Origin of the sequence: [Clostridium] clostridioforme AGR2157 (assembly GCF_000424325.1) — a bacterium.
Taxonomy (GTDB): Bacteria; Bacillota; Clostridia; order Lachnospirales; family Lachnospiraceae; genus Enterocloster; species Enterocloster clostridioformis_A.
In genome coordinates, this window is the sequence record NZ_AUJR01000038.1 from 1 (window position 1) to 21,987 (window position 21,987).

28 protein-coding genes, 2 tRNA genes and 1 pseudogene are annotated in these 21,987 nt (G+C 49.2%); 24 read left to right on the plus strand and 7 right to left on the minus strand.

The window, feature by feature from the left end:
* The 5 genes and pseudogenes from G614_RS34490 to G614_RS30140 all read left to right on the plus strand — a co-directional run.
* Window positions 1-306 (plus strand): annotated as a pseudogene (locus tag G614_RS34490) (IS630 family transposase); the annotation flags it as partial.
* Between the two features lie 269 nt (window positions 307-575).
* A complete protein-coding gene (locus tag G614_RS31350) occupies window positions 576-863 on the plus strand; it encodes a hypothetical protein (RefSeq protein ID WP_155245063.1) in 288 nt (95 codons plus the stop codon).
* 209 nt (window positions 864-1,072) lie between these two features.
* On the plus strand, window positions 1,073-1,288 hold the full coding sequence (locus G614_RS27690; protein ID WP_049948068.1) for a hypothetical protein: 216 nt from the start codon (window positions 1,073-1,075) through the stop codon (window positions 1,286-1,288).
* Window positions 1,289-1,542: 254 nt separating this feature from the next.
* Window positions 1,543-1,824: a DUF503 domain-containing protein gene (locus G614_RS0116010; protein WP_027642764.1), complete on the plus strand. Its 282-nt coding sequence runs from the start codon at window positions 1,543-1,545 to the stop codon at window positions 1,822-1,824.
* A gap of 348 nt (window positions 1,825-2,172) precedes the next feature.
* Window positions 2,173-2,382, plus strand: coding sequence for a DUF2442 domain-containing protein (locus G614_RS30140; RefSeq protein WP_080664523.1), 210 nt, complete (start codon window positions 2,173-2,175; stop codon window positions 2,380-2,382).
* Between the two features lie 78 nt (window positions 2,383-2,460).
* On the opposite strand, the gene G614_RS0116015 is transcribed toward G614_RS30140, so the two are convergent.
* A tRNA-Val gene (locus tag G614_RS0116015) sits at window positions 2,461-2,533 on the minus strand.
* 160 nt (window positions 2,534-2,693) lie between these two features.
* On the opposite strand from G614_RS0116015, the gene G614_RS0116020 reads away from it, so the two are divergent.
* Entirely contained in the window at window positions 2,694-3,041 is a 348-nt protein-coding gene (locus tag G614_RS0116020; protein WP_027642765.1) for a hypothetical protein, read from the plus strand.
* A 141-nt stretch (window positions 3,042-3,182) separates the two neighbouring features.
* Here G614_RS0116020 and G614_RS0116025 read toward each other — a convergent pair.
* Window positions 3,183-3,255: transfer RNA gene (locus tag G614_RS0116025), tRNA-Ala, on the minus strand.
* A 136-nt stretch (window positions 3,256-3,391) separates the two neighbouring features.
* Here G614_RS0116025 and G614_RS31970 point away from each other — a divergent pair.
* Window positions 3,392-3,544, plus strand: a complete 153-nt coding sequence (locus tag G614_RS31970; protein ID WP_002584761.1) for a hypothetical protein — start codon at window positions 3,392-3,394, stop codon at window positions 3,542-3,544.
* 222 nt (window positions 3,545-3,766) lie between these two features.
* Here the strand turns inward: G614_RS31970 and G614_RS30145 are convergent, their stop codons facing one another.
* A complete protein-coding gene (locus G614_RS30145; RefSeq protein ID WP_080664524.1) occupies window positions 3,767-3,940 on the minus strand; it encodes a DUF1540 domain-containing protein in 174 nt (57 codons plus the stop codon).
* Window positions 3,941-4,240: 300 nt separating this feature from the next.
* On the opposite strand from G614_RS30145, the gene G614_RS0116040 reads away from it, so the two are divergent.
* The 3 genes from G614_RS0116040 to hslO all read left to right on the plus strand — a co-directional run bounded on the left by G614_RS0116040 (window position 4,241) and on the right by hslO (window position 6,516).
* Window positions 4,241-4,750 carry an SEC-C metal-binding domain-containing protein gene (locus G614_RS0116040; RefSeq protein ID WP_002569708.1) on the plus strand — a complete coding sequence of 170 codons (510 nt, stop codon included), beginning with the start codon at window positions 4,241-4,243 and terminating at the stop codon, window positions 4,748-4,750.
* A 114-nt stretch (window positions 4,751-4,864) separates the two neighbouring features.
* Complete coding sequence (locus tag G614_RS0116045; protein WP_027642766.1) at window positions 4,865-5,632, plus strand: class I SAM-dependent DNA methyltransferase; 768 nt, start codon at window positions 4,865-4,867, stop codon at window positions 5,630-5,632.
* 5 nt (window positions 5,633-5,637) lie between these two features.
* Entirely contained in the window at window positions 5,638-6,516 is an 879-nt protein-coding gene (gene hslO / locus G614_RS0116050) for an Hsp33 family molecular chaperone HslO (protein WP_027642767.1), read from the plus strand.
* Window positions 6,517-6,688: 172 nt separating this feature from the next.
* On the opposite strand, the gene G614_RS0116055 is transcribed toward hslO, so the two are convergent.
* Window positions 6,689-6,886 carry a cold shock domain-containing protein gene (locus G614_RS0116055; RefSeq protein ID WP_002569705.1) on the minus strand — a complete coding sequence of 66 codons (198 nt, stop codon included), beginning with the start codon at window positions 6,884-6,886 and terminating at the stop codon, window positions 6,689-6,691.
* A gap of 262 nt (window positions 6,887-7,148) precedes the next feature.
* Between G614_RS0116055 and G614_RS0116060 the strand changes: the two genes are divergently transcribed.
* Window positions 7,149-7,694 carry a DUF5662 family protein gene (locus G614_RS0116060; RefSeq protein ID WP_002569704.1) on the plus strand — a complete coding sequence of 182 codons (546 nt, stop codon included), beginning with the start codon at window positions 7,149-7,151 and terminating at the stop codon, window positions 7,692-7,694.
* Window positions 7,695-7,799: 105 nt separating this feature from the next.
* Here G614_RS0116060 and G614_RS0116065 read toward each other — a convergent pair whose 3' ends face one another.
* Window positions 7,800-8,582 carry a YwaF family protein gene (locus tag G614_RS0116065; RefSeq protein ID WP_027642768.1) on the minus strand — a complete coding sequence of 261 codons (783 nt, stop codon included), beginning with the start codon at window positions 8,580-8,582 and terminating at the stop codon, window positions 7,800-7,802.
* A gap of 120 nt (window positions 8,583-8,702) precedes the next feature.
* Between G614_RS0116065 and G614_RS0116070 the strand changes: the two genes are divergently transcribed.
* From G614_RS0116070 to rlmH, 5 genes are all read left to right on the plus strand, one after another.
* Window positions 8,703-9,128, plus strand: a complete 426-nt coding sequence (locus G614_RS0116070; protein ID WP_027642769.1) for a DMT family transporter — start codon at window positions 8,703-8,705, stop codon at window positions 9,126-9,128.
* Between the two features lie 96 nt (window positions 9,129-9,224).
* Window positions 9,225-10,052 (plus strand): helix-hairpin-helix domain-containing protein, encoded by an 828-nt coding sequence (locus G614_RS0116075; RefSeq protein WP_027642770.1) that lies wholly within the window; start codon window positions 9,225-9,227, stop codon window positions 10,050-10,052.
* A gap of 61 nt (window positions 10,053-10,113) precedes the next feature.
* Entirely contained in the window at window positions 10,114-10,821 is a 708-nt protein-coding gene (locus G614_RS0116080; protein WP_002584753.1) for a response regulator transcription factor, read from the plus strand.
* 32 nt (window positions 10,822-10,853) lie between these two features.
* Entirely contained in the window at window positions 10,854-11,345 is a 492-nt protein-coding gene (locus G614_RS0116085) for a GNAT family N-acetyltransferase (RefSeq protein ID WP_027642771.1), read from the plus strand.
* A 3-nt stretch (window positions 11,346-11,348) separates the two neighbouring features.
* Window positions 11,349-11,828 (plus strand): 23S rRNA (pseudouridine(1915)-N(3))-methyltransferase RlmH, encoded by a 480-nt coding sequence (rlmH, locus tag G614_RS0116090; RefSeq protein WP_027642772.1) that lies wholly within the window; start codon window positions 11,349-11,351, stop codon window positions 11,826-11,828.
* 161 nt (window positions 11,829-11,989) lie between these two features.
* On the opposite strand, the gene G614_RS27695 is transcribed toward rlmH, so the two are convergent.
* Window positions 11,990-12,571: an Nramp family divalent metal transporter gene (locus G614_RS27695; RefSeq protein ID WP_080664525.1), complete on the minus strand. Its 582-nt coding sequence runs from the start codon at window positions 12,569-12,571 to the stop codon at window positions 11,990-11,992.
* A gap of 96 nt (window positions 12,572-12,667) precedes the next feature.
* Window positions 12,668-13,639, minus strand: coding sequence for a dihydrodipicolinate synthase family protein (locus tag G614_RS0116100; RefSeq protein WP_027642773.1), 972 nt, complete (start codon window positions 13,637-13,639; stop codon window positions 12,668-12,670).
* Window positions 13,640-13,996: 357 nt separating this feature from the next.
* On the opposite strand from G614_RS0116100, the gene G614_RS0116105 reads away from it, so the two are divergent.
* The 8 genes from G614_RS0116105 (at window position 13,997) to G614_RS0116140 (ending at window position 21,967) form a co-directional block, all read left to right on the plus strand.
* Complete coding sequence (locus G614_RS0116105) at window positions 13,997-14,989, plus strand: LacI family DNA-binding transcriptional regulator (protein ID WP_027642774.1); 993 nt, start codon at window positions 13,997-13,999, stop codon at window positions 14,987-14,989.
* 140 nt (window positions 14,990-15,129) lie between these two features.
* Window positions 15,130-16,977: a DUF6320 domain-containing protein gene (locus G614_RS0116110; RefSeq protein WP_027642775.1), complete on the plus strand. Its 1,848-nt coding sequence runs from the start codon at window positions 15,130-15,132 to the stop codon at window positions 16,975-16,977.
* 42 nt (window positions 16,978-17,019) lie between these two features.
* Window positions 17,020-17,985, plus strand: a complete 966-nt coding sequence (locus tag G614_RS0116115; RefSeq protein WP_027642776.1) for an alpha/beta hydrolase — start codon at window positions 17,020-17,022, stop codon at window positions 17,983-17,985.
* Window positions 17,986-18,150: 165 nt separating this feature from the next.
* Window positions 18,151-19,224 carry a stage III sporulation protein AA gene (gene spoIIIAA, locus G614_RS0116120; protein WP_027642777.1) on the plus strand — a complete coding sequence of 358 codons (1,074 nt, stop codon included), beginning with the start codon at window positions 18,151-18,153 and terminating at the stop codon, window positions 19,222-19,224.
* A complete protein-coding gene (locus G614_RS0116125; RefSeq protein WP_027642778.1) occupies window positions 19,211-19,744 on the plus strand; it encodes a stage III sporulation protein AB in 534 nt (177 codons plus the stop codon). The genes spoIIIAA and G614_RS0116125 overlap by 14 nt, the downstream gene beginning before the upstream one ends.
* Before the next feature lie 94 nt (window positions 19,745-19,838).
* Window positions 19,839-20,033, plus strand: a complete 195-nt coding sequence (spoIIIAC, locus tag G614_RS0116130) for a stage III sporulation protein AC (RefSeq protein ID WP_002569682.1) — start codon at window positions 19,839-19,841, stop codon at window positions 20,031-20,033.
* Between the two features lie 27 nt (window positions 20,034-20,060).
* The gene (locus tag G614_RS0116135) at window positions 20,061-20,447 is read left to right on the plus strand and encodes a SpoIIIAC/SpoIIIAD family protein (RefSeq protein WP_027642779.1); all 387 of its coding nucleotides are present in this window, start codon (window positions 20,061-20,063) and stop codon (window positions 20,445-20,447) included.
* A complete protein-coding gene (locus tag G614_RS0116140; RefSeq protein ID WP_027642780.1) occupies window positions 20,444-21,967 on the plus strand; it encodes a stage III sporulation protein AE in 1,524 nt (507 codons plus the stop codon). Before G614_RS0116135 ends, G614_RS0116140 begins: the two co-directional genes overlap by 4 nt.
* Window positions 21,968-21,987 lie beyond the last annotated feature (20 nt).

Here is a 21,987-nt window from a genome sequence, read left to right on the forward strand (position 1 = left end):
TCCTGGCTGAATATGGTGGAAGGCTTTTTCAGCAAAATGACCCGCCAGATGTTGTCCGGGATTCGTGTAGGCTCGAAAGAGGAACTAAAGGAACGGATTTTGAAATACTTTGAAGAAATCAATGAGGTTCCCGTCCCCTACAAATGGAAATACCGCTTGGACACGATTGATCTTTCGGAAGAGGATGTGGGCACAATCGTCTATGAAGTTGTAAATGCGAAAGCAGCAAGTCCTGAAAACCAAGGGAAACGTGCGCCCAAAGCACGGACACGTAAGCCAAGAAATCAGATTACTACCAATGCTTAAATTGTAAGCTTATTTAAATCGAGTTGTACTAGATAATATATCCTAATCATGCTACATTATAAATCATGAGGCAATATTTTGTGGTGATAAATAAAATGCAGCAGATAAATTAAATATGGATGGAAGAATCGTAAAAAAGGAAACAGTTTGCATCCACATTCAATCCACGGGTTATCAACATGCTTATCCACAATATCCACTAGAAACACAAGATAATCATGATTAATATTGTGTTTATCTATATATAGTGGTATTATAATTGTGGATAAGTGGCAGAGAGGGGAGTTTATTCTCAAATAAAACCTGTGCTTGCAGCTAATTCTTATGTAAAGGATATCACAGACAGTGTCTGCAAATCAATAACTCCAGCGTGTATAGGGGAGTGGAATGCTCTTGCTAAATGCATCCGTACATTTCCATATGACCAGCTTGATTATAATAAAATGTTTGGCATTGCATCTCAAATATCACCAGTTATAGATAATTTGAATATAGCAGGGCTAACATCCAATATTGAGCGAATCTATGACCATGGAAAACATCAGAGGAAGAAATAAACGCCCGCAGTCATGCCAAGGGCTGGGACAAAATGTTTAATACCTATTGGGTAAAATTTGAGTATATGATACCAGATGGGCAGACAGTGGAAGCCTGGGTGGCTACATGCAATCTTATCTGTTATGATAAGCTGCAGAACAATCATATGGCACTGTTGGAAGATGATTAATAAGATTTATGCTGTCAATTATAGAGAGGTTTAACAGTTATGGCCGTCAGGACGAAGAATCCTGCTTCCTATGCAGTCAGCAAGGGGCATGTATTCCAGGGAAAAATTACGGATGGATGCTGGAAGCGATATCTGTCGCCTGGTTTGAATCAAGCTGCTGTCACTCCGGCATTTGTGTCAGAGCTAATCGCATGGGCAGTGGATGGAAGTGACGCTGTAGAAATAAAGTGGGATGGTAATAATATTTGGCTTTAAGGTATAAAGGGGATATATAATCACGACGCAAGAAATTTCTTTCCATGTATCTTCTCAAATTCGGCAGCATGGTTTTTATTAATGTATAGACGGTATAATGCTGGCTGGACTGGAGATGAAGTTTAAAGAGGAATGTGTTGCTATGATGGGATGAGAAATTGAAAAGTGATGTATCAGATGTATGGTGAACTGTTTTCTTACCGGAGGGCGGTTCTTTATTCGGTTCTAAAAATACTATTATCGAGGTAAATACAATGCTAATATTATCATTAAAAATCAAGCTCCACGCGCCCTGGGTTCATTCATTAAAAGAAAAACGTATGGTTGTTAAAAGCTTACTATCTAAAATGCGGAACAAATTTAATGTGGCTGTGGCAGAGGTGGGAGAGCAGGATATACACCAGACGATTGTCATTGGTGTGGCTGCTATCGTACCGCATAGCGCCCAAGCTGATAGTGTTATGGAAGAGATACGATATTTTATTGAAGAGAGTACGGAAGCGGAGATTACAGATATTGAAAGAGAGATATTTTAGTCAGCATATTTGGGACTAAAGACAAATAAGAATGGCTAAATCTGTTTATCGGATATAAATGATTGGAACGAAGGTCATAGAATTGCTGGACAGCGAACATTTGGTAAAAACCGGAAAAGGAATGTTTTTAATGAAACACACCTTTAATAATCTGGAAACGGCAATTAGTCCCATGAGGCTAACGGCTGAATCCCGTCACCTTCTTTATTGGAACTGTTCTCCCACAGATAATCTATATCCATAGCTGTTGTGTGGTATCTGGATGGATGGCAATACATGAAGATGAATTATATGCGGCCTGGAATAATTCAGTAAGACAAATTCCGTTTAGTAAAATAGAACCTTGATATGATGATGATAATCACATTTTCTACGGGTGAGCAAAGGTTATTTGATGCATCTATATTAGATGGACCAGTATTTGAACCGCTAAAAAATACGGATGTATTCAAATGTGCAGAAGTTGAACATGGTGTTGTGACTTGGCAGGATGGCGAGATTGATTGCGCGCCAGAATTTATGTATGAAAATAGCTACGAATATTCAATGGTGTCTTGATTAGAGGGGGAAGTTTATGCCGTCATAAAAATGTGCCAAAACCCCTGTAAAATCAAAGGTTCCAGCACAAATATCCAGTGGAGACAACAGGACTCGAACCTGCGACCCTCTACACGTCAAGCAGATGCTCTCCCAGCTGAGCTATGTCTCCAACGAGACTAATTATACCATATAGACAGGGAAGATGGCAAGCAGTTCTTGCAATGAACCATAAAATGTACCATAAACAATAATATATCAAAAAAGCATACTGACCGAACAAAGGGAATTATTATACACTTCTCCGTTCTATAGGTAATGGAGGGGGAGAAATGAAAAAAATATGGAAATATTTAGCCGCAGTAGGCCTGATGATAGTATTATTGGTTCTGGCGGCCTATTATATTCGGCTGCCTGATTACAGCGTCTATACAGTATTCTCCTATGGTGGTTCGGATTTCAGGGAAACGGACCTGTATGTTATCGTATATAAACCGTGGAAGATTGACCATAAGGTTCAGGACATTGTTTCCCGGCATAATGAGATGAATGGAACACCTGACAGATTGACTGTGTGGCTCTATTACAGTAAATATAATCTGGACCAGGGGAAGGATTTTTATAAGGTGATATTCGAGTATGGTAAAAGTCAGGTGACGGATCCGCCTGAGGCATGGTAGGAAATTGGAATATACCAGGTTTTAGAATATACTGGATGCCATGGGTGCGCTGCGGATTGCGGAGGAGTGCGACATGGTAAATCACAATCAAAAACCCACGCTATTACGTTGTTTCTCGCAATTACGTGGGTTTGAAAATAATGGAGACAACGGGATTCGAACCCGCGGTCTCTGCGTTGCGAACGCAGCGCTCTCCCAGCTGAGCTATGTCCCCATTGATTTGATTATAGCACGGCTGGAAAAAAATACAAGTTAAGTTTGAAACTTTTTACATATTTTTCTTCTTTTCAGGACATACTGTTGTCAGAGAAAACAGAGCCGTGTAAACAGGCGGCGGATGGGAGATGGATATGGACAGATATGAAGAAGAAAAGCAGGCCAGAAAGAAGTCAAATGAAATGTTTAACAGCATTACAGAAAAGGTGAAGCCGGAAAACCAGAACCAGACCCATAATTCCAGGCGGGAAGGAATGGGACCAAATACAAAGAGAAAACCATGTTAACATATTTAGCATCCACTGTGATTGATAATATCATATCACTGCGGATGCTTTTCTTTTTGACTTTTTTCAAAGACTTGTGGATGATTCTTCGAGTTTACCTGGTTATCCACAATGTTGTGGAAAAGATTGCGGGTAATGTATTATTATCTGATAAATGGAAGAAAAAAGGGACTGTGACAGACAGCGGTATGTCCTGTCTGAGCACAGTCCCTGGGAATGGAATTACTGAGCCTTATTTACAAAAGACTCGCAGTCTGTACATTCCTTCTTGGTTGGGTTCATTTCATGAGTCCCGACCTTGATGGTGTCAAGGGTACAGTAATCCTCAGACTGTGCATTGTAAGCACAATTCTTGATGGTACATTTGATGCTCTCGTTTTTTCCATTTACTTTCATGGTAAAACCTCCTTTTGAATTGATTCAGGTATATTATTTGCAGAAAAGCAGAAAAAATACCCTTTATCCGCAGGGGAAACAAAAACAGCGGAATTGGGATATAAGGGAAATGGTTTAAGATTCAGGTGTATTTGGCTGTATAAAATAAAATATGTTTGAAAAATCTTATGTTTTGTTATATACTAAAGGTTATGGGCGGCCATGGACAGGCAGCGGAGCGGTCCGGCAGACAAGATGAGGCATGGCGCCCGGGACAGGAAGCCCCTGGAACATAAATAATACAAAAAGGATGGTTTTACTATGGCACTGTTAGAGACATGGAGAAATCTGGCTTACGGCGACGGCCTGGATGATAAAAAGAAAGAAGAATTGTGGGCTGGATATTTTCAGATTGAGAAGGGAATCTATGAGCAGATTCTCTCTAACCCAACAGAGGTTATCACAGGCACTGTAAAGGACCTGGCAGAGAAGTACAATACGGAAATCCTCATCATGACCGGTTTCCTGGATGGAATCAATGAGAGCCTGAAGGGCTATGAGAACCCCATTGATACCATGGAAGAGGACACCGAGGTTAAGATTGAGATTGACCCGGAGAAGCTGTACTACAATATGGTAGAGGCAAAGGCTAACTGGCTGTATGAGCTTCCCCAGTGGGATGAGATTCTTACACCGGATAAGCGCAAGGAACTGTACAAGTCCCAGAAAGCTTCCGGTACAGTACGCAAGGGCAAGAAGATTTTCCCAAATGATCCCTGTCCATGCGGAAGCGGCAAGAAATATAAGAAGTGCTGCGGAAAGAACGCATAAAGCCCATGATTTTACCCGCCTGCCCGGAATTGTTCCGGACAGGCGCTTTTGTAGTTTGATGATTCAGTGATGGCTGCGGGAATGAGACGCAGTGCCATTGGGAAGGATGAGGACATGGAAGCTTACAGCAGTTTTGCGGAGGTCTACGACATTTTCCAGGACAATGTGCCTTATGAGGAGTGGTGTTCCTATGTAACCGGACTGCTCCGGGAGCAGGGGGTGGAGAACGGTCTGGTGCTGGACCTGGGCTGCGGCACGGGAAGCCTTACCGGGCTCCTTGCAGAGGCCGGGTATGATATGATTGGAATTGATAATTCCGGGGAAATGCTTCAGATGGCAATGGATAAACGGGCGGCCTCGGGACAGGACATTCTTTATCTCCTTCAGGACATGCGGGAGTTTGAGCTTTACGGCACGGTGCGGGCGGTTGTCAGCATATGCGATTCCGTGAACTATATTTTGGAGTACCAGGATCTGGTGCAGGTGTTCCGGCTGGTCAATAATTATCTGGACCCAAAGGGGGTATTTATATTTGACCTGAACACGGAGTATAAATATCGGGAATTGCTGGCAGATAATACCTTTGCGGAGGCCAGGGAGGAGAGCAGCTTTATCTGGGACAATCTCTACGATGAAAGTTCCGGAATAAACGAGTATGACCTTACCCTGTTTATCCGTGAGGGCGAGCTGTACCGCAAGTATGAGGAGACACATTTCCAGAGGGCCTACAGCCTGGATGAGGTGAAAAGGGCAGCAGAGGAGGCCGGCATGGAGTTTGTTGCCGCTTACGACGCATGCACCCGCAATCCGGTGCGGGAGGACAGCGAACGCATCTATATAATCATGAGGGAACATGGAAAGACAATGAGAGACGAGGAGTAAATCGTATGGCAGATTATGTAATCAGAGCAACTGCGGCACAAGGGCAGATCAGGGCCTTTGCCGCCACCACCAGAGACCTGGTGGAACAGGCCAGAATATCCCATAACACCAGCCCTGTGGCAACGGCTGCCCTGGGCAGGCTGCTGACGGCCGGTGTGATGATGGGCTGTGACATGAAGGAGGAAAATGACCTTCTCACCCTTAAGATACAGGGGGACGGACCCATCGGCGGCCTGACCGTGACAGCGGATTCCAGGGGCAATGTGAAGGGATATGCATTTAATCCCATGGTGATGCTTCCTCCCAATGAAAAGGGAAAATTGGACGTGGGCGGAGCGCTGGGCGTGGGCGTCTTAAGCGTTATCAAGGACATCGGGCTTAAGGAGCCGTATGTGGGGCAGACCATTTTGGTGACTGGAGAGATTGCGGAGGACCTGACGTATTATTACGCCACCTCTGAGCAGACGCCGTCCTCCGTGGCGCTGGGGGTCCTGATGAATAAGGACAACACGGTGCGCCAGTCCGGCGGTTTCATCATTCAGCTGATGCCGGGGGCTTCCGAGGATATCATCGGCAGACTGGAGAACAAGCTGAAGGAGATATCGTCCATCACCACCCTGCTGGATGTGGGAAACACGCCGGAGATGATACTGGAGTATGTGCTGGGCGAATTCGGCCTGGAAATCGGCGGAAGGCTTCCCGCTGTATTTTACTGCAACTGCACAAAGGTCCGGGTGGAGAAGGCATTGATCAGCGTGGGCAGAAAGGATATCCGGGAAATGATAGAGGATGGCAAGCCCATTGAGGTGAACTGCCATTTCTGCAATAAGAATTACACGTTTTCCGTGGATGAACTGAAGGATATGCTGGAGAAGGCCAGATAGGGAAGCAGGGCAGGAATATTGTGCAGATACTGCAGAATATTTTTTAGAGATAACAATAAGAGCCAGTCGCAGGACTGGCTCTTACTTGTAATCATTTGAAATCAGATATAACTTACTTCAACCTCTATCAGTGATGATATATGTTTGAAAAAGGTACACTGTTGTTCATTGATTATAATTTGGTTACGTTTGTAGCCTGAGGACCCTTAGCTCCGTTTACTACATCGAACTCAACTTCTGCGCCCTCATCTAAGGACTTGAAGCCATCCATGTTCAGACCTGAGTAGTGAACGAATACATCGTTTCCCTGCTCGTCGGAAATAAATCCGTAACCCTTCTGGTTGTTGAACCACTTAACTGTACCTTTCATTACGATACCTCCAAAAAATATAAAAAATAAAAAATGTGATATGTTGCAAGCCATTTCGCAACTGTCCTAAGGATATCATAAATGTTGAAAAGTGTCAAACGTTTTTGGGCATTAAGTATAAACAATTTATATAAACCTCAGATTCTGTTGTTCAAAGGTTAAAATATGAAGAAATACAGGCAAAGAGGTGAATTTTATGATATACTAAAGCATATTTCAATACAATGCATTATGCGTATTAATGTGTAAAGAAGGGATTTGAATGAAAATCTGTAATATATGGAACCATTTTTCTACCATTACAAGGCACAGAAACCTGGTCAGGAAGCATTGCTTCCAGATTGGCCTTTACTGGCAGGGGCTTACCCATGATCTTTCCAAGTACAGCCCGGAAGAGTTCTGGACCGGGGTCAGGTATTATCAGGGAAACCGCAGTCCCAATGCGGCTGAGCGTGAGACCGTGGGGTATTCCAGGGCCTGGCTCCACCATAAGGGCAGGAATAAGCATCATTATGAGTATTGGATTGACATTTCCAACCATAAGGAGGAGGGCCTGGTGGGCAATAAGATGCCGCTGCGGTATGTGGCCGAGATGGTCTGCGACCGGATAGCTGCATGTGAGGTGTATAAGGGCAAAGCCTATACCAGCGCGGCCCCGCTGGAATACTACGAGTATACAAAGAATTACATCACCATCCATCCCCGGACCAGAGCGCTTTTGGAAAAGCTTCTCCATATGCTGAAGGACCAGGGGGAGGAAGCTACCTTTGCCTATCTGCGCAAACTTTTGAAAAAGGGAACGTATTAAGGAAAGGTAAGAGGGCATGGCAGAAGCCGCCTTCCGTCTGGCTGGATACCGGAGGAAGGAGGCTTTTTAAATGTCTGATGGACAGGAATGGGCGGCGGGGAACAGTCAGCCCTGCCGCCGGGGAAACAGCCGCCCCAGGGACAGATGGCAGATAAAACCTCCCAGAACCATGGCTGCCAGGTACAGAAGGTTTCCGGCGGCAGTACCTATGGTGAGGGCAATCTGGTGGAAAACAATCTGTCCGTTTGGATAATAGGGGCTGATATAAAACATATCGGCGTTGCCGTAGGGATGAGAAGCCACATTTATGAACGTGGCTATGCACACGCAGGCCAAAAACAGGGGCAGCATGGATACAAAGTCGCCGGGGGTCCTGCCTCCCAGGCCGGTCATGGCGCAGTACAGGCCGATGAAGATGAGCATAAAATGCCACAGGAATCCATGAAGCGTCAAAAGCAGATAGGGATGCATGAGGCCGCTGGGTTCCGCCAGTGCCATGACGCCTCCCAAAAGGGCAAAATCCTGCATGAAGGTGCATATGCATTTTTCCGTCCGGAGATGGGACTGATGCCTGAATAACGGAAGAATCAGACACAGGTACATGGGGATGCTGCACAGCTGGAAGGGAAAATACCACCAGTTATACCGGCCCTGGTTGACGATAAAATATAGGAAGCCCTGCTTATAAAGTTCACTGACAGCTAAAACCAGGCCGCAGATAAACAGCACACCACGAGGGTGCAGGCATTTGCGTGCCAGGCGCCGGGCCAGAAAGACGGCAAGCGGTATGCCGGCAGCACAGAGCAGGATGTGAAAGGCGGAATATGGTTCAGGCGCCTGGATGGGCCATGCGGCAGCCTGTAGTAATGTTTTTATGAATGATAGCATAGCTGTGCCTCCTGACGGAACGATTATACATCATATGCAGAAAGAATGCCAGAATAAAATAGAAACCTGTGGGAATGCTAAGATAACGGTAAAATAAGTGGAAGGGCAGGAAAATAATACATGGGATTTATCATAGCATTGCTGTCAGGCGCCTTAATGAGCATACAGGGCGTATTTAACACGGAAGTGACAAAGCAGACCAGCGTCTGGGTGGCTGCGGGATGGGTACAGCTCACGGCCTTCATTACCTGCGTGGTCATATGGATGTTTACAGGCAGGGAGCCCGTGGCCGGCATCATACAGGTTACGCCCAAATATATGCTTGTGGGCGGTATCATGGGAGCCATCATCACCTATACGGTCATCCGAAGCATGGGAAGCCTGGGACCGGCCAAGGCGGCTCTTCTGATTGTGGTCTCGCAGATTATCATTGCATATATCATTGAGCTGTTCGGGCTGTTCGGCGTGGAGAAGGCTCCCTTTGCATGGAACAAGATAATCGGGGCAGTCATTGCCATAGGCGGAATTGTAATTTTTGAAAGATAAAATTTGGAAATTAACGCTTGTAATTGCAGGGGGTTTCCGATAGAATAGGAGTACAGGCTGGGACGGTGCTCTCTGGAAGGAGGGATACCGCCCAAGATGAAACTTACATCTTTCAAAGCATTGAAACTGGCAGTGATTGTCATATGTATGTTGGCTGCAGGCATATGCTATAGCTGCAGTGTGAAGAACCGGGATATTGGACCGGAAAATATGGTCATGGCATTGGAACCTGACGGTGGTACTGTTGTTGAGGAAAGTGCGGGGATTGAAAGCCCGCGGCAGCGGGACGAACCGGAAGGCGGGGCCGGGACCATGTCCGCGGGCGCAGATGGAGAGCATCTGCGGGGACAAGATTGTATGCCGGGACAGGAGGACGTGCCGTCCCAGACAGGCAGGCTGTCCGAAGGCGATATGCCGCCCCGGGAAGATATGCCTCTGGTATATATCCATGTATGCGGTCTGGTGTGTACGCCGGGCGTATATGGACTTCCCGCAGGCAGCAGGGTATATGAGGCCATTGAGGCAGCGGGAGGATTCTCGGAAGCAGCAGTGCCGGATTATCTGAATCTGGCCCAGGTGTTAGAGGACGGCATGAAGATACAGGTGCCGGACCGTGAGCAGGCAGAGGAATGGAAGGCCCGGGGGCTGACCCAATCAGGCATATCCGCGGGTGGTGTGTCAGGGGGCGTTCAGACATCCGGCAGGACAGGGACCGGCGATGGCGGCTCTAAGGCCAGGGTGAATCTTAACACGGCTTCCAGGGAGGAACTGATGACCCTTAGGGGAATCGGAGAATCCAGGGCAGAGGACATCATCCATTACCGCGAAGAGTTTGGCGGATTTAAGTCCATTGAGGATATTATGAATGTATCCGGTATCAAGGATGCTGCATTTGAAAAGATTAAGGACAGTATTACAGTGTAAATAACGGCAGGCGGCCTTGGTTATCAGGCCGCCGTTTAATGATAGATAAGGGGAATGGAACATGGCAAGAGTATTAGTGGTTGACGATGAGAAATTAATTGTGAAAGGAATCCGCTTCAGTCTGGAACAGGACGGGATGGAAGTGGACTGTGCATATGACGGCGAGGAGGCCATTGAACTGGCAAAAAAGACAGAGTACGATATCGTGCTCCTGGACGTGATGCTGCCCAAGTATGACGGCTATGAGGTGTGCCAGGCCATACGTGAGTTTTCGGATATGCCCATCATTATGCTGACGGCCAAGGGCGGCGATATGGATAAGATTCTGGGGCTGGAGTATGGCGCCGATGATTATATCAGCAAGCCCTTCAACATACTGGAGGTCAAGGCCAGAATCAAGGCCATCATACGAAGAAGCGGGAAGAGCAAACGACAGAAGCGGGAAGAGCCGCAGTCCGGCGTGATTGGCGCAGGGGACCTTAAGATGGATACAGAGAGCCGCAGGGTGTTTATCGGCGAGCGGGAAATCAATCTCACGGCCAAGGAATTTGACCTTCTGGAGCTGCTGGTTCGCAACCCCAACAAGGTATACAGCAGGGAAGCACTTCTGACCTATGTATGGGGAAATAAGGCCATGGATAGCGGGGATGTTCGTACCGTGGATGTCCATGTGAGAAGGCTCCGTGAGAAAATCGAACCCAGTCCCAGCGACCCAAGGTATGTACATACGAAGTGGGGCGTGGGATACTATTTCAGGGTAAAGGCTTAAGAACAGCGAAGGATGCGAAAAGAGGACAGAAGATGGATGGCATTACCATAAGGACAGCGGTAGCGGCTGATTTGGACGCAGTGGTACAGGTGGAGGCAGCCTGTTTCCCGGCAGCGGAGGCAGCAGACAGAAAAAGTTTAAAGGAGCGTCTGTATGTATTTCCTCAGAGCTTCCTGGTGGCTGAGGATGGAAACCGAATCATCGGGTTTATCAATGGCGCTGTCACAAATGAGAGAACCATTGGGGATGAGATGTTTGAGGATACTTCACTTCATGAGCCGGAGGGCACCTACCAGAGCATATTCGGCCTGGATGTGATTGAGGAATACAGGCACCAGGGTGTGGCTTCCCGTCTGATGGAGGCCATGATTGAAAGGGCCAGGAGCCAGGGGCGCAGGGGACTTATTCTTACCTGTAAGGACAGACTGATTGGGTATTATGAAACCTTCGGATATGTGAATATGGGCATTTCCAAATCCGTTCACGGCGGGGCTGTGTGGTACGATATGATACTGGAGTTTTAGCAGATGAAGATCACCCTTGTTACAGTTGGAAAGATTAAGGAACGATATTTTGAGGATGCCATCAGGGAGTATGCCAAGCGCCTGAGCCGCTACTGTAAACTGGACATTATCCAGGTGGCGGATGAGAAGACTCCGGATGGGGCCGGCGAGGCCATTGTAAGGCAGATCAAGGAAAAAGAAGGACAGCGTATCCTTTCTAATCTTAAAGATGGGGCTTACGTCATTGCCCTGGCCATTGAAGGGAAGATGCTGACCAGCGAGGAACTGGCCGGCAGGATTCAGAGGCTGGGAGTGGATGGGGTAGGCCATATTGTATTTGTCATAGGGGGTTCGCTGGGCCTGTCCGAGGACGTCATGAAGCGGGCGGACTATGCCCTGAGCTTCTCTAAGATGACATTTCCCCATCAGCTGATGCGGGTGGTGCTGTTAGAGCAGGTTTATAGGAGTTACAGAATTATTTCGGGGGAGCCGTATCATAAGTAGCCTTGGAAGCAAAAGTGGTTAGCCGAATGGATGAACAGCCATGCAGCACCCGCCAGTCTTGCCTAATCGGTGGGTGCTGTTTCCTCTGAAAGATATTCTTTACAATCCCAATGCGGCAAGAAGCTTGGGAATTTGTGTGGACAGTGCAGAGAAAGTCATAATCAGTACAAAAACATAACTGATAGTTCCTCCTCACTGGGGCCTCCGACACCAATCAGTGTAATGTAAAAAGAGAGGATCATTACCAAAATGCAAGCTGTAATAAGTTTTTCTACTCTAGAATAGACATTCTTGGCAAAGTAGCAATAAAGGACAATGACAATCATAATCAAAGAGCCTATTTTCCAGTTGATCCCAAAGAGCAGGTTCATGCCCGCGCCGGTACCTGAAATATTGCCCATGGTAAAAAAGAGACATGCCATAAAGACAGCGATACCAACAACCGCTGATGCTACAGGTCCATAGTACTTGCGAATAGCGTGAATAGTAGGCAGCCCAGTGGTGATTGCCAAACGATTCGTGACCATCATAAATGTGATACCCATAAAAATGATGGGGAAAATCAACCAAATCAAGGCATAGCCATAGTTCGCTCCCAACATTGCTGAAGTTGTAACCGCACCGGGGCCAATAACAATACCTGTTGCGATCAGGCCCGGACCGATGCGTTTAATTAAATCTTTAAAAGGAAGCCGCTTGATATCGGAACCAAATACAGCTTCGGAATTCGTACTTTCGCTCATATAAGGGTCTCCTTGTTCTCAGAGAAATGCAATTTTAGTCAAAGAGGGAACGCTGCGCTAGGCAACGCCCCCTTGTTGTTAAATTAAAATTTGCAATTACTTGTATTGCTCCATGTCAACCTTGGGAAGCCGGCTGCGTTCCAGTCCCAGAGCAACCCAATCCTTTTCCTCCTGGTTCAGAGGCAGAACAGGCTTGCGCATAAGGGCATTAGAGAAGATACCGCGCTGATAGAGAGCTTCTTTCAGACGGGCATGAGCCTCGCCAGAAGGCTGTCCACCACCATATATAGCCTGGGAGATATGATAAATCCGGTCAGACCAGTCCTGAGCTTCCTTTAAGGTGTGCTTGTCAGGATTTGCAAACACTTCGCGAGCAGGGCAAATCAGCTCCGGCACACATCCGGCGAAGCCGATGAGGGCGCCATCCATTCCCGGGAACCAGGAGACACAGAGCGTCTCATCATGGCAGGTGATAAGAGAGATGTCCGGGCACTCCTGACGGAGGAGACGTACGTCATGCTCATAAATGGAGGTAACACGGGTACCCATTTTGATACACTTTACATGGTCAATCTCCTTACACATCTTGATCAGAGTCTCTACTGGATAGAATGCCTTGGAAGTTGCGGGATACAGATGGATAATGATGTCGATGTCAGCACCCTCTGCCACATCCTTGACATACTGGAATGGAGCATCCGGATTCATTCCGAAGCGAAGCCACATGTGAGGAGGCATAAGCAGAATTCCATCTGCTCCGGCTGCCTTGGCCTCTGCTGCCATCTCGATGGATTCGGTGGTGTTCTCACAATTGATACCGGAGATAATGGTCATGCAATCGCCACACTCTTCTGAGCAAATTTCCACGACACGTTTACGTTCTGCACGAGACAGACCGGTAATCTCGCCCGTATGTCCATTGCAGACCAGGCCTTCGATTCCCTTACCATAGAAACTCTTGATCCAACGGAGATATGTACGGAATTCTGCTTCATTGATGCTGAAATCATCGTTCAGAGGAACAGAAACAGCGGGGAAAATCGTTTTGAAATTTTTTACTTTTGCCATAATAAACGCTCCTTTTTGATTTGGTATATTGTAGTTGTTTTCATACGTTCTTTCACCCGCATCGCGCGCCTGCGGCTGCTGCTTTCTGCAAACGTTTGTCTTTGCATGTCTAGGTTATATCATGCCGCTATTTCAATGTCAATGCATTTGCTTTGACCTGCAACGTTTTGCATGTCCTCTGCAATATTTTGCATAATGTGGCGTTTTAGCGCTGCTTTAGAGCGAAAAATGTACAATGTGCTGAAAAAACAGCATTGATTGAATACACATATCATTCTTGTAAATTGAGGTTATTGAGGGTATAATAAATAATCGAAGGTGTCTTTTTTACAAACGATTGCATATAGGAGTATAATAATGGCAACTTTAAAGGATGTAGCCCGTCTGGCTTGTGTGGATGTCAGCACGGTTTCACGGGCACTCAACAACACCTCGTATGTTCATCCCGATACAAAGGAGCGGATCTATGCTGCTGCTCAGGAACTGGGATATCACCCTAATGTTATGGCACAAGCTCTCCGTCAGGGAAAACGGCATACAATCGGCGTGGTGATGCCTCGCCTGCATATGACTATTTTTTCTCAGATTTTGCAAGGAATTGAACAGGAGGCTCGAAACAGAGGGTACGCTACCCTCATTTGCGTCACAGAGGACGAAGCAAAGGCGGAGCGTGAGTGCTTGACGCGTCTGCGAAATGGTTTCGTAGATGGTCTAATCATTGCCGCCACCGGCAAAAACGGACGAGTATTGCGGGATATTCAGGCTAGCGGACTGCCAGTGGTTCAGATTCTCCGCGAACAGGAACGGCGATTAAGCAGTGTGACGCTGGAATTCGAGACTTGTGGCTATGATGCAGTGAAATATCTCTATGATAAAGGATGCAGGGAGATTGGTCTCATTAATGGCACTACGAGTCTGGCTCCCTATCGGGATAGATATAGGGGCTATCAGCGGGCGCTTGCTCAGTATGGTTTGACTGAGTATAGCTGTGCCTGTACCCAGCCTGCTAACAGCTATGAATATGGTTATGACTGCACTAATCAGCTTCTGGATGATAATCCCAACATAGATGCCATTATGGCTGCAGTGGATGTACAGGGACTGGGGGCAATCCGATCAATTGTAGATAGAGGGATGAGCTTGGAACAAGTAAAAGTTATCAGCCTGACTGGTCATGCTGTGGGAGGTATGCTCCAAACATCCATGACTTCCATGGAAATGCCGGCTTTTGATATGGGTAAAGAAGCAGCTGGCTTATGTATTGCAGAGGTAGAAGCTCCGGCCGGGCAAAAACCAGCTTCCCGCCATGTTACATTTTCAGCTACGTTGGCAGAGCGGGAAAGTACTTGAGCAGAATTTCATGCGTTGTCTGGGTTTATGGGTCAAATATATCATATAGTTGTGATTGCAGGATGACAGAGATATTATGGCAGAAAAGTTTGCGCCGGACCCGCAGGAAATCTGCGGGACGGCCGGCAGAAAGGGGCGCTATGAAGAAGAATCCCCAGGGAAAACGGTGGCACAGGCTGGATAACACAGGTAAGATATTCCCTATGATAGCCAATGAAAATCTGAGCAACGTATTCCGTATTTCCGTAACATTGAAAGAAGAGATAGACCCCGGACTGCTGGGCCAGGCGCTGGAAGAGGTCCTGCCCTGGTTTGGCGGGTTTAAGGTGAAGCTTAAGAGAGGCTTTTTCTGGTATTACTTCGAGGAGAACAAACGCCAGCCCTTTGTTGAGCAGGAGAGCAGCTGGCCCTGCCGCTATATTGACCCCAAGAGCAACCAGCTCTACCTGTTCCGCGTAAGCTATTATGGAACCAGAATCAATCTGGAGGTATTCCATGCGGTGACGGACGGCATGGGGGCCGTGAATTTCCTGAAGGAACTGACCGCAGGCTACCTGGAGTTAAAGCGGGGAGGGAGAAGGAACGGCGCGCGGCCGGGGGAAGGCGTATCCACCCAGACAGAGGACAGCTACCTTAAGCATTACCGGAAAATGCGGACCAGACGCTACAGCTCCCGTCCGGCGCTGCGCCTTACAGGGAGATATATTCCCTTTGGGGGAGAGAGTGTGGTTCACGGTTACGCGGACACAGGGGAGCTGAAGGCAGTAAGCCGTAAAATGGGGGTCAGCATCACGAAGTACCTGACGGCCTGCCTGATCTGGTCCATTTCCAGGGTATATCAGGAGGAAGGCCAGGAGGGACGCCACATCGGGGTGAACCTTCCCATTAACCTGAGGGCCTTTTTTGGCTCCAACACAGCCTCCAACTTTTTCGCGGTGACAACAATTGACCACGAACCGGGTCAGGGCAGGGATAATTTTGGGGAAATTCTTGCATCCGTATGCAGGCAGATGGACGAGAAGATAGTGAAGATAAAGCTGGAGGAGACCATATCCTACAATGTCTCAAATGAGAAGAAGTGGTATGTCCGCATCCTTCCGCTGTTTGTCAAGTGGCTGGCCCTTGGCTTCATTTTCCGCCGCAATGACAGGGCCCATACCATTACCTTATCCAATATCGGTCTTATCTCCATGGACCGGGAGTATCAGGATGATATTGAAGGGTTCCGTATGCTGATTGGCGTTTCAAAGCGCCAGCCCGCCAAATGCGGCGTGTGTTCCTTTGGTGACAGGACAGTCATCACCTTCACCAAGGTATTCCAGGATTCCAGGCTGGAGGAATGCTTTTTCGGCCGCCTGAGGGCAGACGGCATTCCGGTGGAGCTGGAGAGCAACGGCGTTATCATGCCGGAGGCGGATAAGGGAAATTATCCGGTGATTCAGCATGACGAGAGCATATGGAAAAAACTGGTGCTGGCATGCTACGGGGTGCTGGCTGTGTTGGCCCTGCTTCTGGGCCTGGTGAATATCGCTACCTATGACGGGCTCTGGTGGTCCGGGATTGCCATACCGGGAATTGCCTATGCAGGGCTGACCCTCCGGTATTCCATCCTGCGCCATGCCAACCTGGGAAAATCACTGCTGATACAAACCATTGGCATGCAGATTCTGCTTGTGATGATAGACCGGGTCCTTGGATTTGGGGGCTGGTCCGTCAACTATGCTGTGCCGGGAACCATACTGTTTGCGGATGCAGCCGTGGTGCTGCTCATTGTTGTGAACCGTTTGAACTGGCAGAGCTATTTCATGTACCAGATCGCCATTACGGTTTTCAGCTTCATCCCGCTGATTTTGTGGGCCGCAGGGCTGGTCACCCATCCTGCCATGGCAATTACAACAGTAATACTGACCGTGGGAATTCTGGCTTTAACCATATTCCTGGGTGACCGGAGATTTAAGAACGAACTCATCAGACGGTTTCATCTGTGATAACGGAGGGACCCTGCATTTACAGAGAGGATACAGATAAGCATGCGTAATAAAAATGTGAGTATACGGGGGGCGCTGGTGCGGGATATGATTCACGACATCATGGAGACGTCCCTGGGAAAACCCATCCAGACAGGGGAATTCAGGAAAAATCCCGTGGAGCCGGCCTGGGTATGCCCATCTGGCTATGAGTATGAAATCATTGACAGAGAGCCCTTTAAAATGGAATATCTTAAGCCGGAGGGAGTGGTCACCGGCAGGGTGGTGCTTCAGCTTCACGGAGGCGGATATATAGGCCCCATGAAGAATATTTACCGGAAGTTTTCCGTGCGCTACAGCCGTCTCAGCTATGGCGGGGACGTGCTGACCGTGGATTACAGGGTGGCGCCGGAGCACCCTTATCCGGCGGCCCTGGAGGATGTAATTCACGCCTACCAGTGGCTGATTAAGGAAAAACACTACAGGCCGGGCCAGGTGGTGGTTGCAGGTGATTCGGCGGGAGGCGGCCTGGCCCTGGCCCTGTGCCTTTACCTCAGGGACCATGGGATGCCTCAGCCCGCAGGTCTGGTTCTCATGTCCCCCTGGGCTGATTTGACATGCAGCGGGGACAGTTATGAGTTCAACTTTGAAAATGATCCTCTCTTTGGCAATTCGCGGGAGAGCATGCTGTATAATTCCTCATACATCGGCGGGGCTGATCCCAGGGATCCTTATATGTCGCCGGTATTCGGCGAATTCAGGGGCCTGCCGCCCATGCTCCTTCAGGCAGGAGGCCATGAGATGCTTTTAAGCGATACGCTGGAGGTGGCCCAAAATGCCCGGAGGGCCGGGGTGAAGCGCCGGGTATCCGTGTATGAGGGTATGTTTCATGTGTTCCAGATGAGCATGGACCTGGTTCCTGAGAGCCGGGAGGCCTGGGACGAGGTGGCCAGGTTCATGCAGATTGTATACAAGATTGACAGGAGGCCTGCGGGGCAGATTGTTAAGAAGGTAAAGAGAAGAAGATAGAAGGAAACAGATAAAACAGACACAGATAAAACAGACACAGATAAAACAGACACAGATAAAACAACATTGGCAGCACAGCCCCAGCCGGGCCGGTGCTGCCTTTTTTTTGGCTCCAGTCATATTTTTGGACACGTTTCATATATTGAGGTAAAAGGGGTGAAGATTATGGATGGCAGGGAAGAAGTCCTGAAAATATTTCCAAGGGACCTGCGAACAATACTTGGACAGGTTACTGTGGATTTCGACAGGGTACAGGAGATACGGTTGAGGACCCAGAAACCGCTGCTGCTTATCTGCGGCGGCCGGGAATATGCGGTTAAAACAGATGGAAGCCTGGCGGTGGGGGTTCCCGATCCGCCGGTAAGGGATATCCGGGGAAGCGGCCGCTGCCAGGAACAGGAACGGTACTGGGCCAGGGCCGGAATCGTCACGGTCAGCCAGGCTCAGATGAAGGAAACCGTGGAATATATGTGCAGCTTTTCCGTCTATGCAGCGGAAGAAGAGCTGCGTCAGGGATTCATCACCATACAGGGCGGACACCGGATTGGGGTGGCGGGCAGGACCATGGCTCTTGGACAGGATATACGGCTCATGAAATCCATTTCCTTCATCAATATACGGGTAGCCCATCAGATTCAGGGCTGTGCCAACCAGGTGATGGATTATCTGTATTCGGATGACGGCCGCTTCCTGAATACATTGGTAATATCGCCGCCCAGGTGCGGCAAGACGACTCTGCTCCGGGACATTATCCGCCAGGTCTCGGACGGACCCAGGACCCAGCGCACCGGCAGAAGGATACCGGGGGTGTCTGTGGGGGTGGTGGATGAGCGGTCAGAGTTAGGAGCCTGCTACCAGGGGGTGCCTCAGAATGATTTGGGCATGAGAACCGATGTGCTGGACTGCTGTCCCAAAAGCCAGGGCATGATGATGTTGGTAAGGTCCATGGCGCCCCAGGTCATAGCTGTGGATGAGATTGGAAGCAGGGAGGACGTACAGGCCATTGAATATGTGAGAAACTGCGGCTGTTCTCTGGCAGCCACCATCCACGGCAGTTCGCTGGAGGATATCATGCAGAAGCCGGCTGTGGGTGAGCTGATTCACCAGGGGGCCTTTGAGCGGATGATTCTGCTGGACTGCCGGGGAGCGGCAGGCCATGTGGCGACTATATGGGACGGCAGGGGAAATGTCCTGTATGCGGATGGGAGCGGAAAGGAGTCGCAAAGTGGGAGCATTTAAGTGGACAGGGGCAATTCTGGTGCTGTTTTCCGCGGGCGGACTGGGAATCTGGTCTGCCATGCAGTGGAAAGGGCGGCTGAGGATGCTGGAGACCCTAAGGCAGATGATATATTTCTTAAAAGGTGAGATTACATACAGCCGGGCGCCGCTGGCAGAAGCCCTGGAGCGGGTGGGAAAACGGGAGCCCGGACCTTTGGGCGGCCTGTTCGAGGCCGCGGCAGAAGGAATTTATATGCAGGAGGGAGAATCCCTTCAGGAGATATGGAGGCGCCAGGTGATGGCCTTGAATACAGACACGGGCCGGATTCCCCTGGAACAGGAGGATTTAGAACAGCTGGCCCGTCTGGGGGAACATCTGGGGTATCTGGATGTGGACATGCAGGAACGGACCCTTAAGCTGTATCTGGAACAGCTGGATTTGACCATTGATTATCTCAGGCAGAACCAGAGGGAGAAATGCCGGCTGTACACAAGCCTGGGAATCATGGGAGGGGTGTTTCTTGTGATTGTGATGTTCTGAGACAAGTCGGGGACACATGTTTTGTGATTGTATGTGCCTGTGATACACAGGACACATTTATAAATATATATTTAAGAAGATTGAGGAGACGGCAATGGGTGTAAATCTGATATTTCGCATAGCGGCAGTAGGAATCCTGGTATCTGTCATCTGCCAGGTATTAAAGCACAGCGGCCGGGATGAGCAGGCTTTCCTTACGAGTCTGGCCGGATTGGTGCTGGTATTATTCTGGATGATACCTTACATATACGACCTGTTTGAGACAATGAAGAATCTGTTTGCGCTGTAAAACGCGCCTTTTCAGGGAGGAAACCATATGACAATTATTACTATTGCGGCTGCAGGGATTGCCACGGTCCTGCTGGCGGTGCAGTTAAAGGGATTAAAGGGAGAATACGCAGCATATATGGTCATGGCGGCAGGTGCCTTTATCTTCTTTTACGGTACTGTAAAGTTAAAGGACATACTGGAGGCCTTGGAACGGATTCAGGGCTATATCAAGGTAAACAGCGTATATCTGGTGACGCTGCTTAAGATGGTGGGCATTACCTATGTGGCCGAATTTGCATCCGGAATCTGCAAGGACGCAGGGTACGGTTCCCTGGGAAACCAGATTGAAATATTCGGGAAGCTGTCCATTCTGGGTATCAGTATGCCCATTCTGCTGGCACTTTTTGGGACATTGGAGACATTTTTGGGATGAAGAGATGGAAGAAATGGGGAGTCAGGAGCGCAGCCCTATGGGGGCTGGCGGTGCTGTTTGCCGGAGTCCTGGGCTGGGCAGGCAGCCCTGTTTACGGCGCTTCGGTGAGAGGGCAGATGGAAGGGCAGCTGGAAGAACAGCGGCAGGGGCAGTGGCGGGGACAACCGGGTGGACAGGGGACAGGCACCGGCGGGGGGCAGGGCGCAGGCCAGGGATGGGATACCGGCGGGGGACAGTCCACAGGCCAGGGACAGGATACCGGCGGGGGCCAGGGCGCAGGCCAGGGACAGGATACCGGCGGGGAACAGGATACCGGCGGGGAACAGGATACCGGCGGGGGCCAGGGCACAGGCCAGGGACAGGATACCGGCGGGGAACAGGGCACAGGCCAGGGACAGGATACCGGCGGGGAACAGGGCACAGAGGCAGGGGTGGACCAGGCATTGCAGGACATGGGGCTTCAGGATGAGATGGAGGGGCTTCAGCAGTTTCTGGATGATGTCATGGGACAGCAGGACGGGGGAATGGGAGGACTTTCCTTCTGGGGACTGATGAAGGAGCTGATGAAAGGAAACCTGAAGGGCATCCTGGGCCAGACCGGAATGGGCCTTAAGAACGCTCTGTTTTCGCAGGTGGACAGGGGAGGCCAGATGCTGTTTCAGGTGGCTGCCATTGGTATGATTGGAGCTGTGTTTACCAATGTTTCTTCAGTATTTAAGGGCGGCCAGATTTCAGACACGGGTTTTTTCGTTACATATCTCCTGATGTTTACATTTCTGGCAGCCAGTTTTTCCGCCAGCCTGCAGGTGGCGGCCCAGGTGATGGAACAAATACTGGAATTCATGAAGCTGCTCATGCCGGCCTACTATATGGCAGTGGCGTTTTCCGGGGGCAGCATGAGCGCCCTGTCACTGTATGAGTGTATGCTGGGCGCGGTGACCGGGGTACAATGGCTGTGCAGCACAGTCCTGCTGTCCATGGTCAGGATTTATGTGCTCATGGTACTGGGCAGCCATGTGGCAAAGGAGGCGTTGCTGTCAAAGCTGACTGAGCTGCTGGAGCAGGCCGTAGTGTGGAGTCTGCGGACCTTGACCGGGCTTGTGGTGGGATTCCATCTCATACAGGCCATGATACTCCCCTATGCCGATGCGGCAGGCCAGACAGGAATGAAACGGCTCATGGAAATGATTCCGGGGCTGGGCCAGGGGGCGGGAGCCATGGCCCAGATGGTCCTGGGGTCAGGGGTGCTGATTAAGAATACCATGGGAGCTGCGGCAGTGGTTGTATTGGCTGTCATATCCGTTGTTCCGGTGATGAAACTGACGGTCCTCATGGTTATGTACCAGTGCGTGGCTGCCGTGATGCAGCCTGTGTGTGACAAGCGGGTGGTGTCCTGCGTGTCGGGAGTGTCCAAAGGACATAAGCTGCTGCTGCAGATTGTGCTTTACTCCATGTTTCTGTTCATGATAGCCATAGCTATCACATGTGCGTCCACCAATGTAAATTATTTTGCCTCGTAGCGGAGCGGACGGGGCAGGCG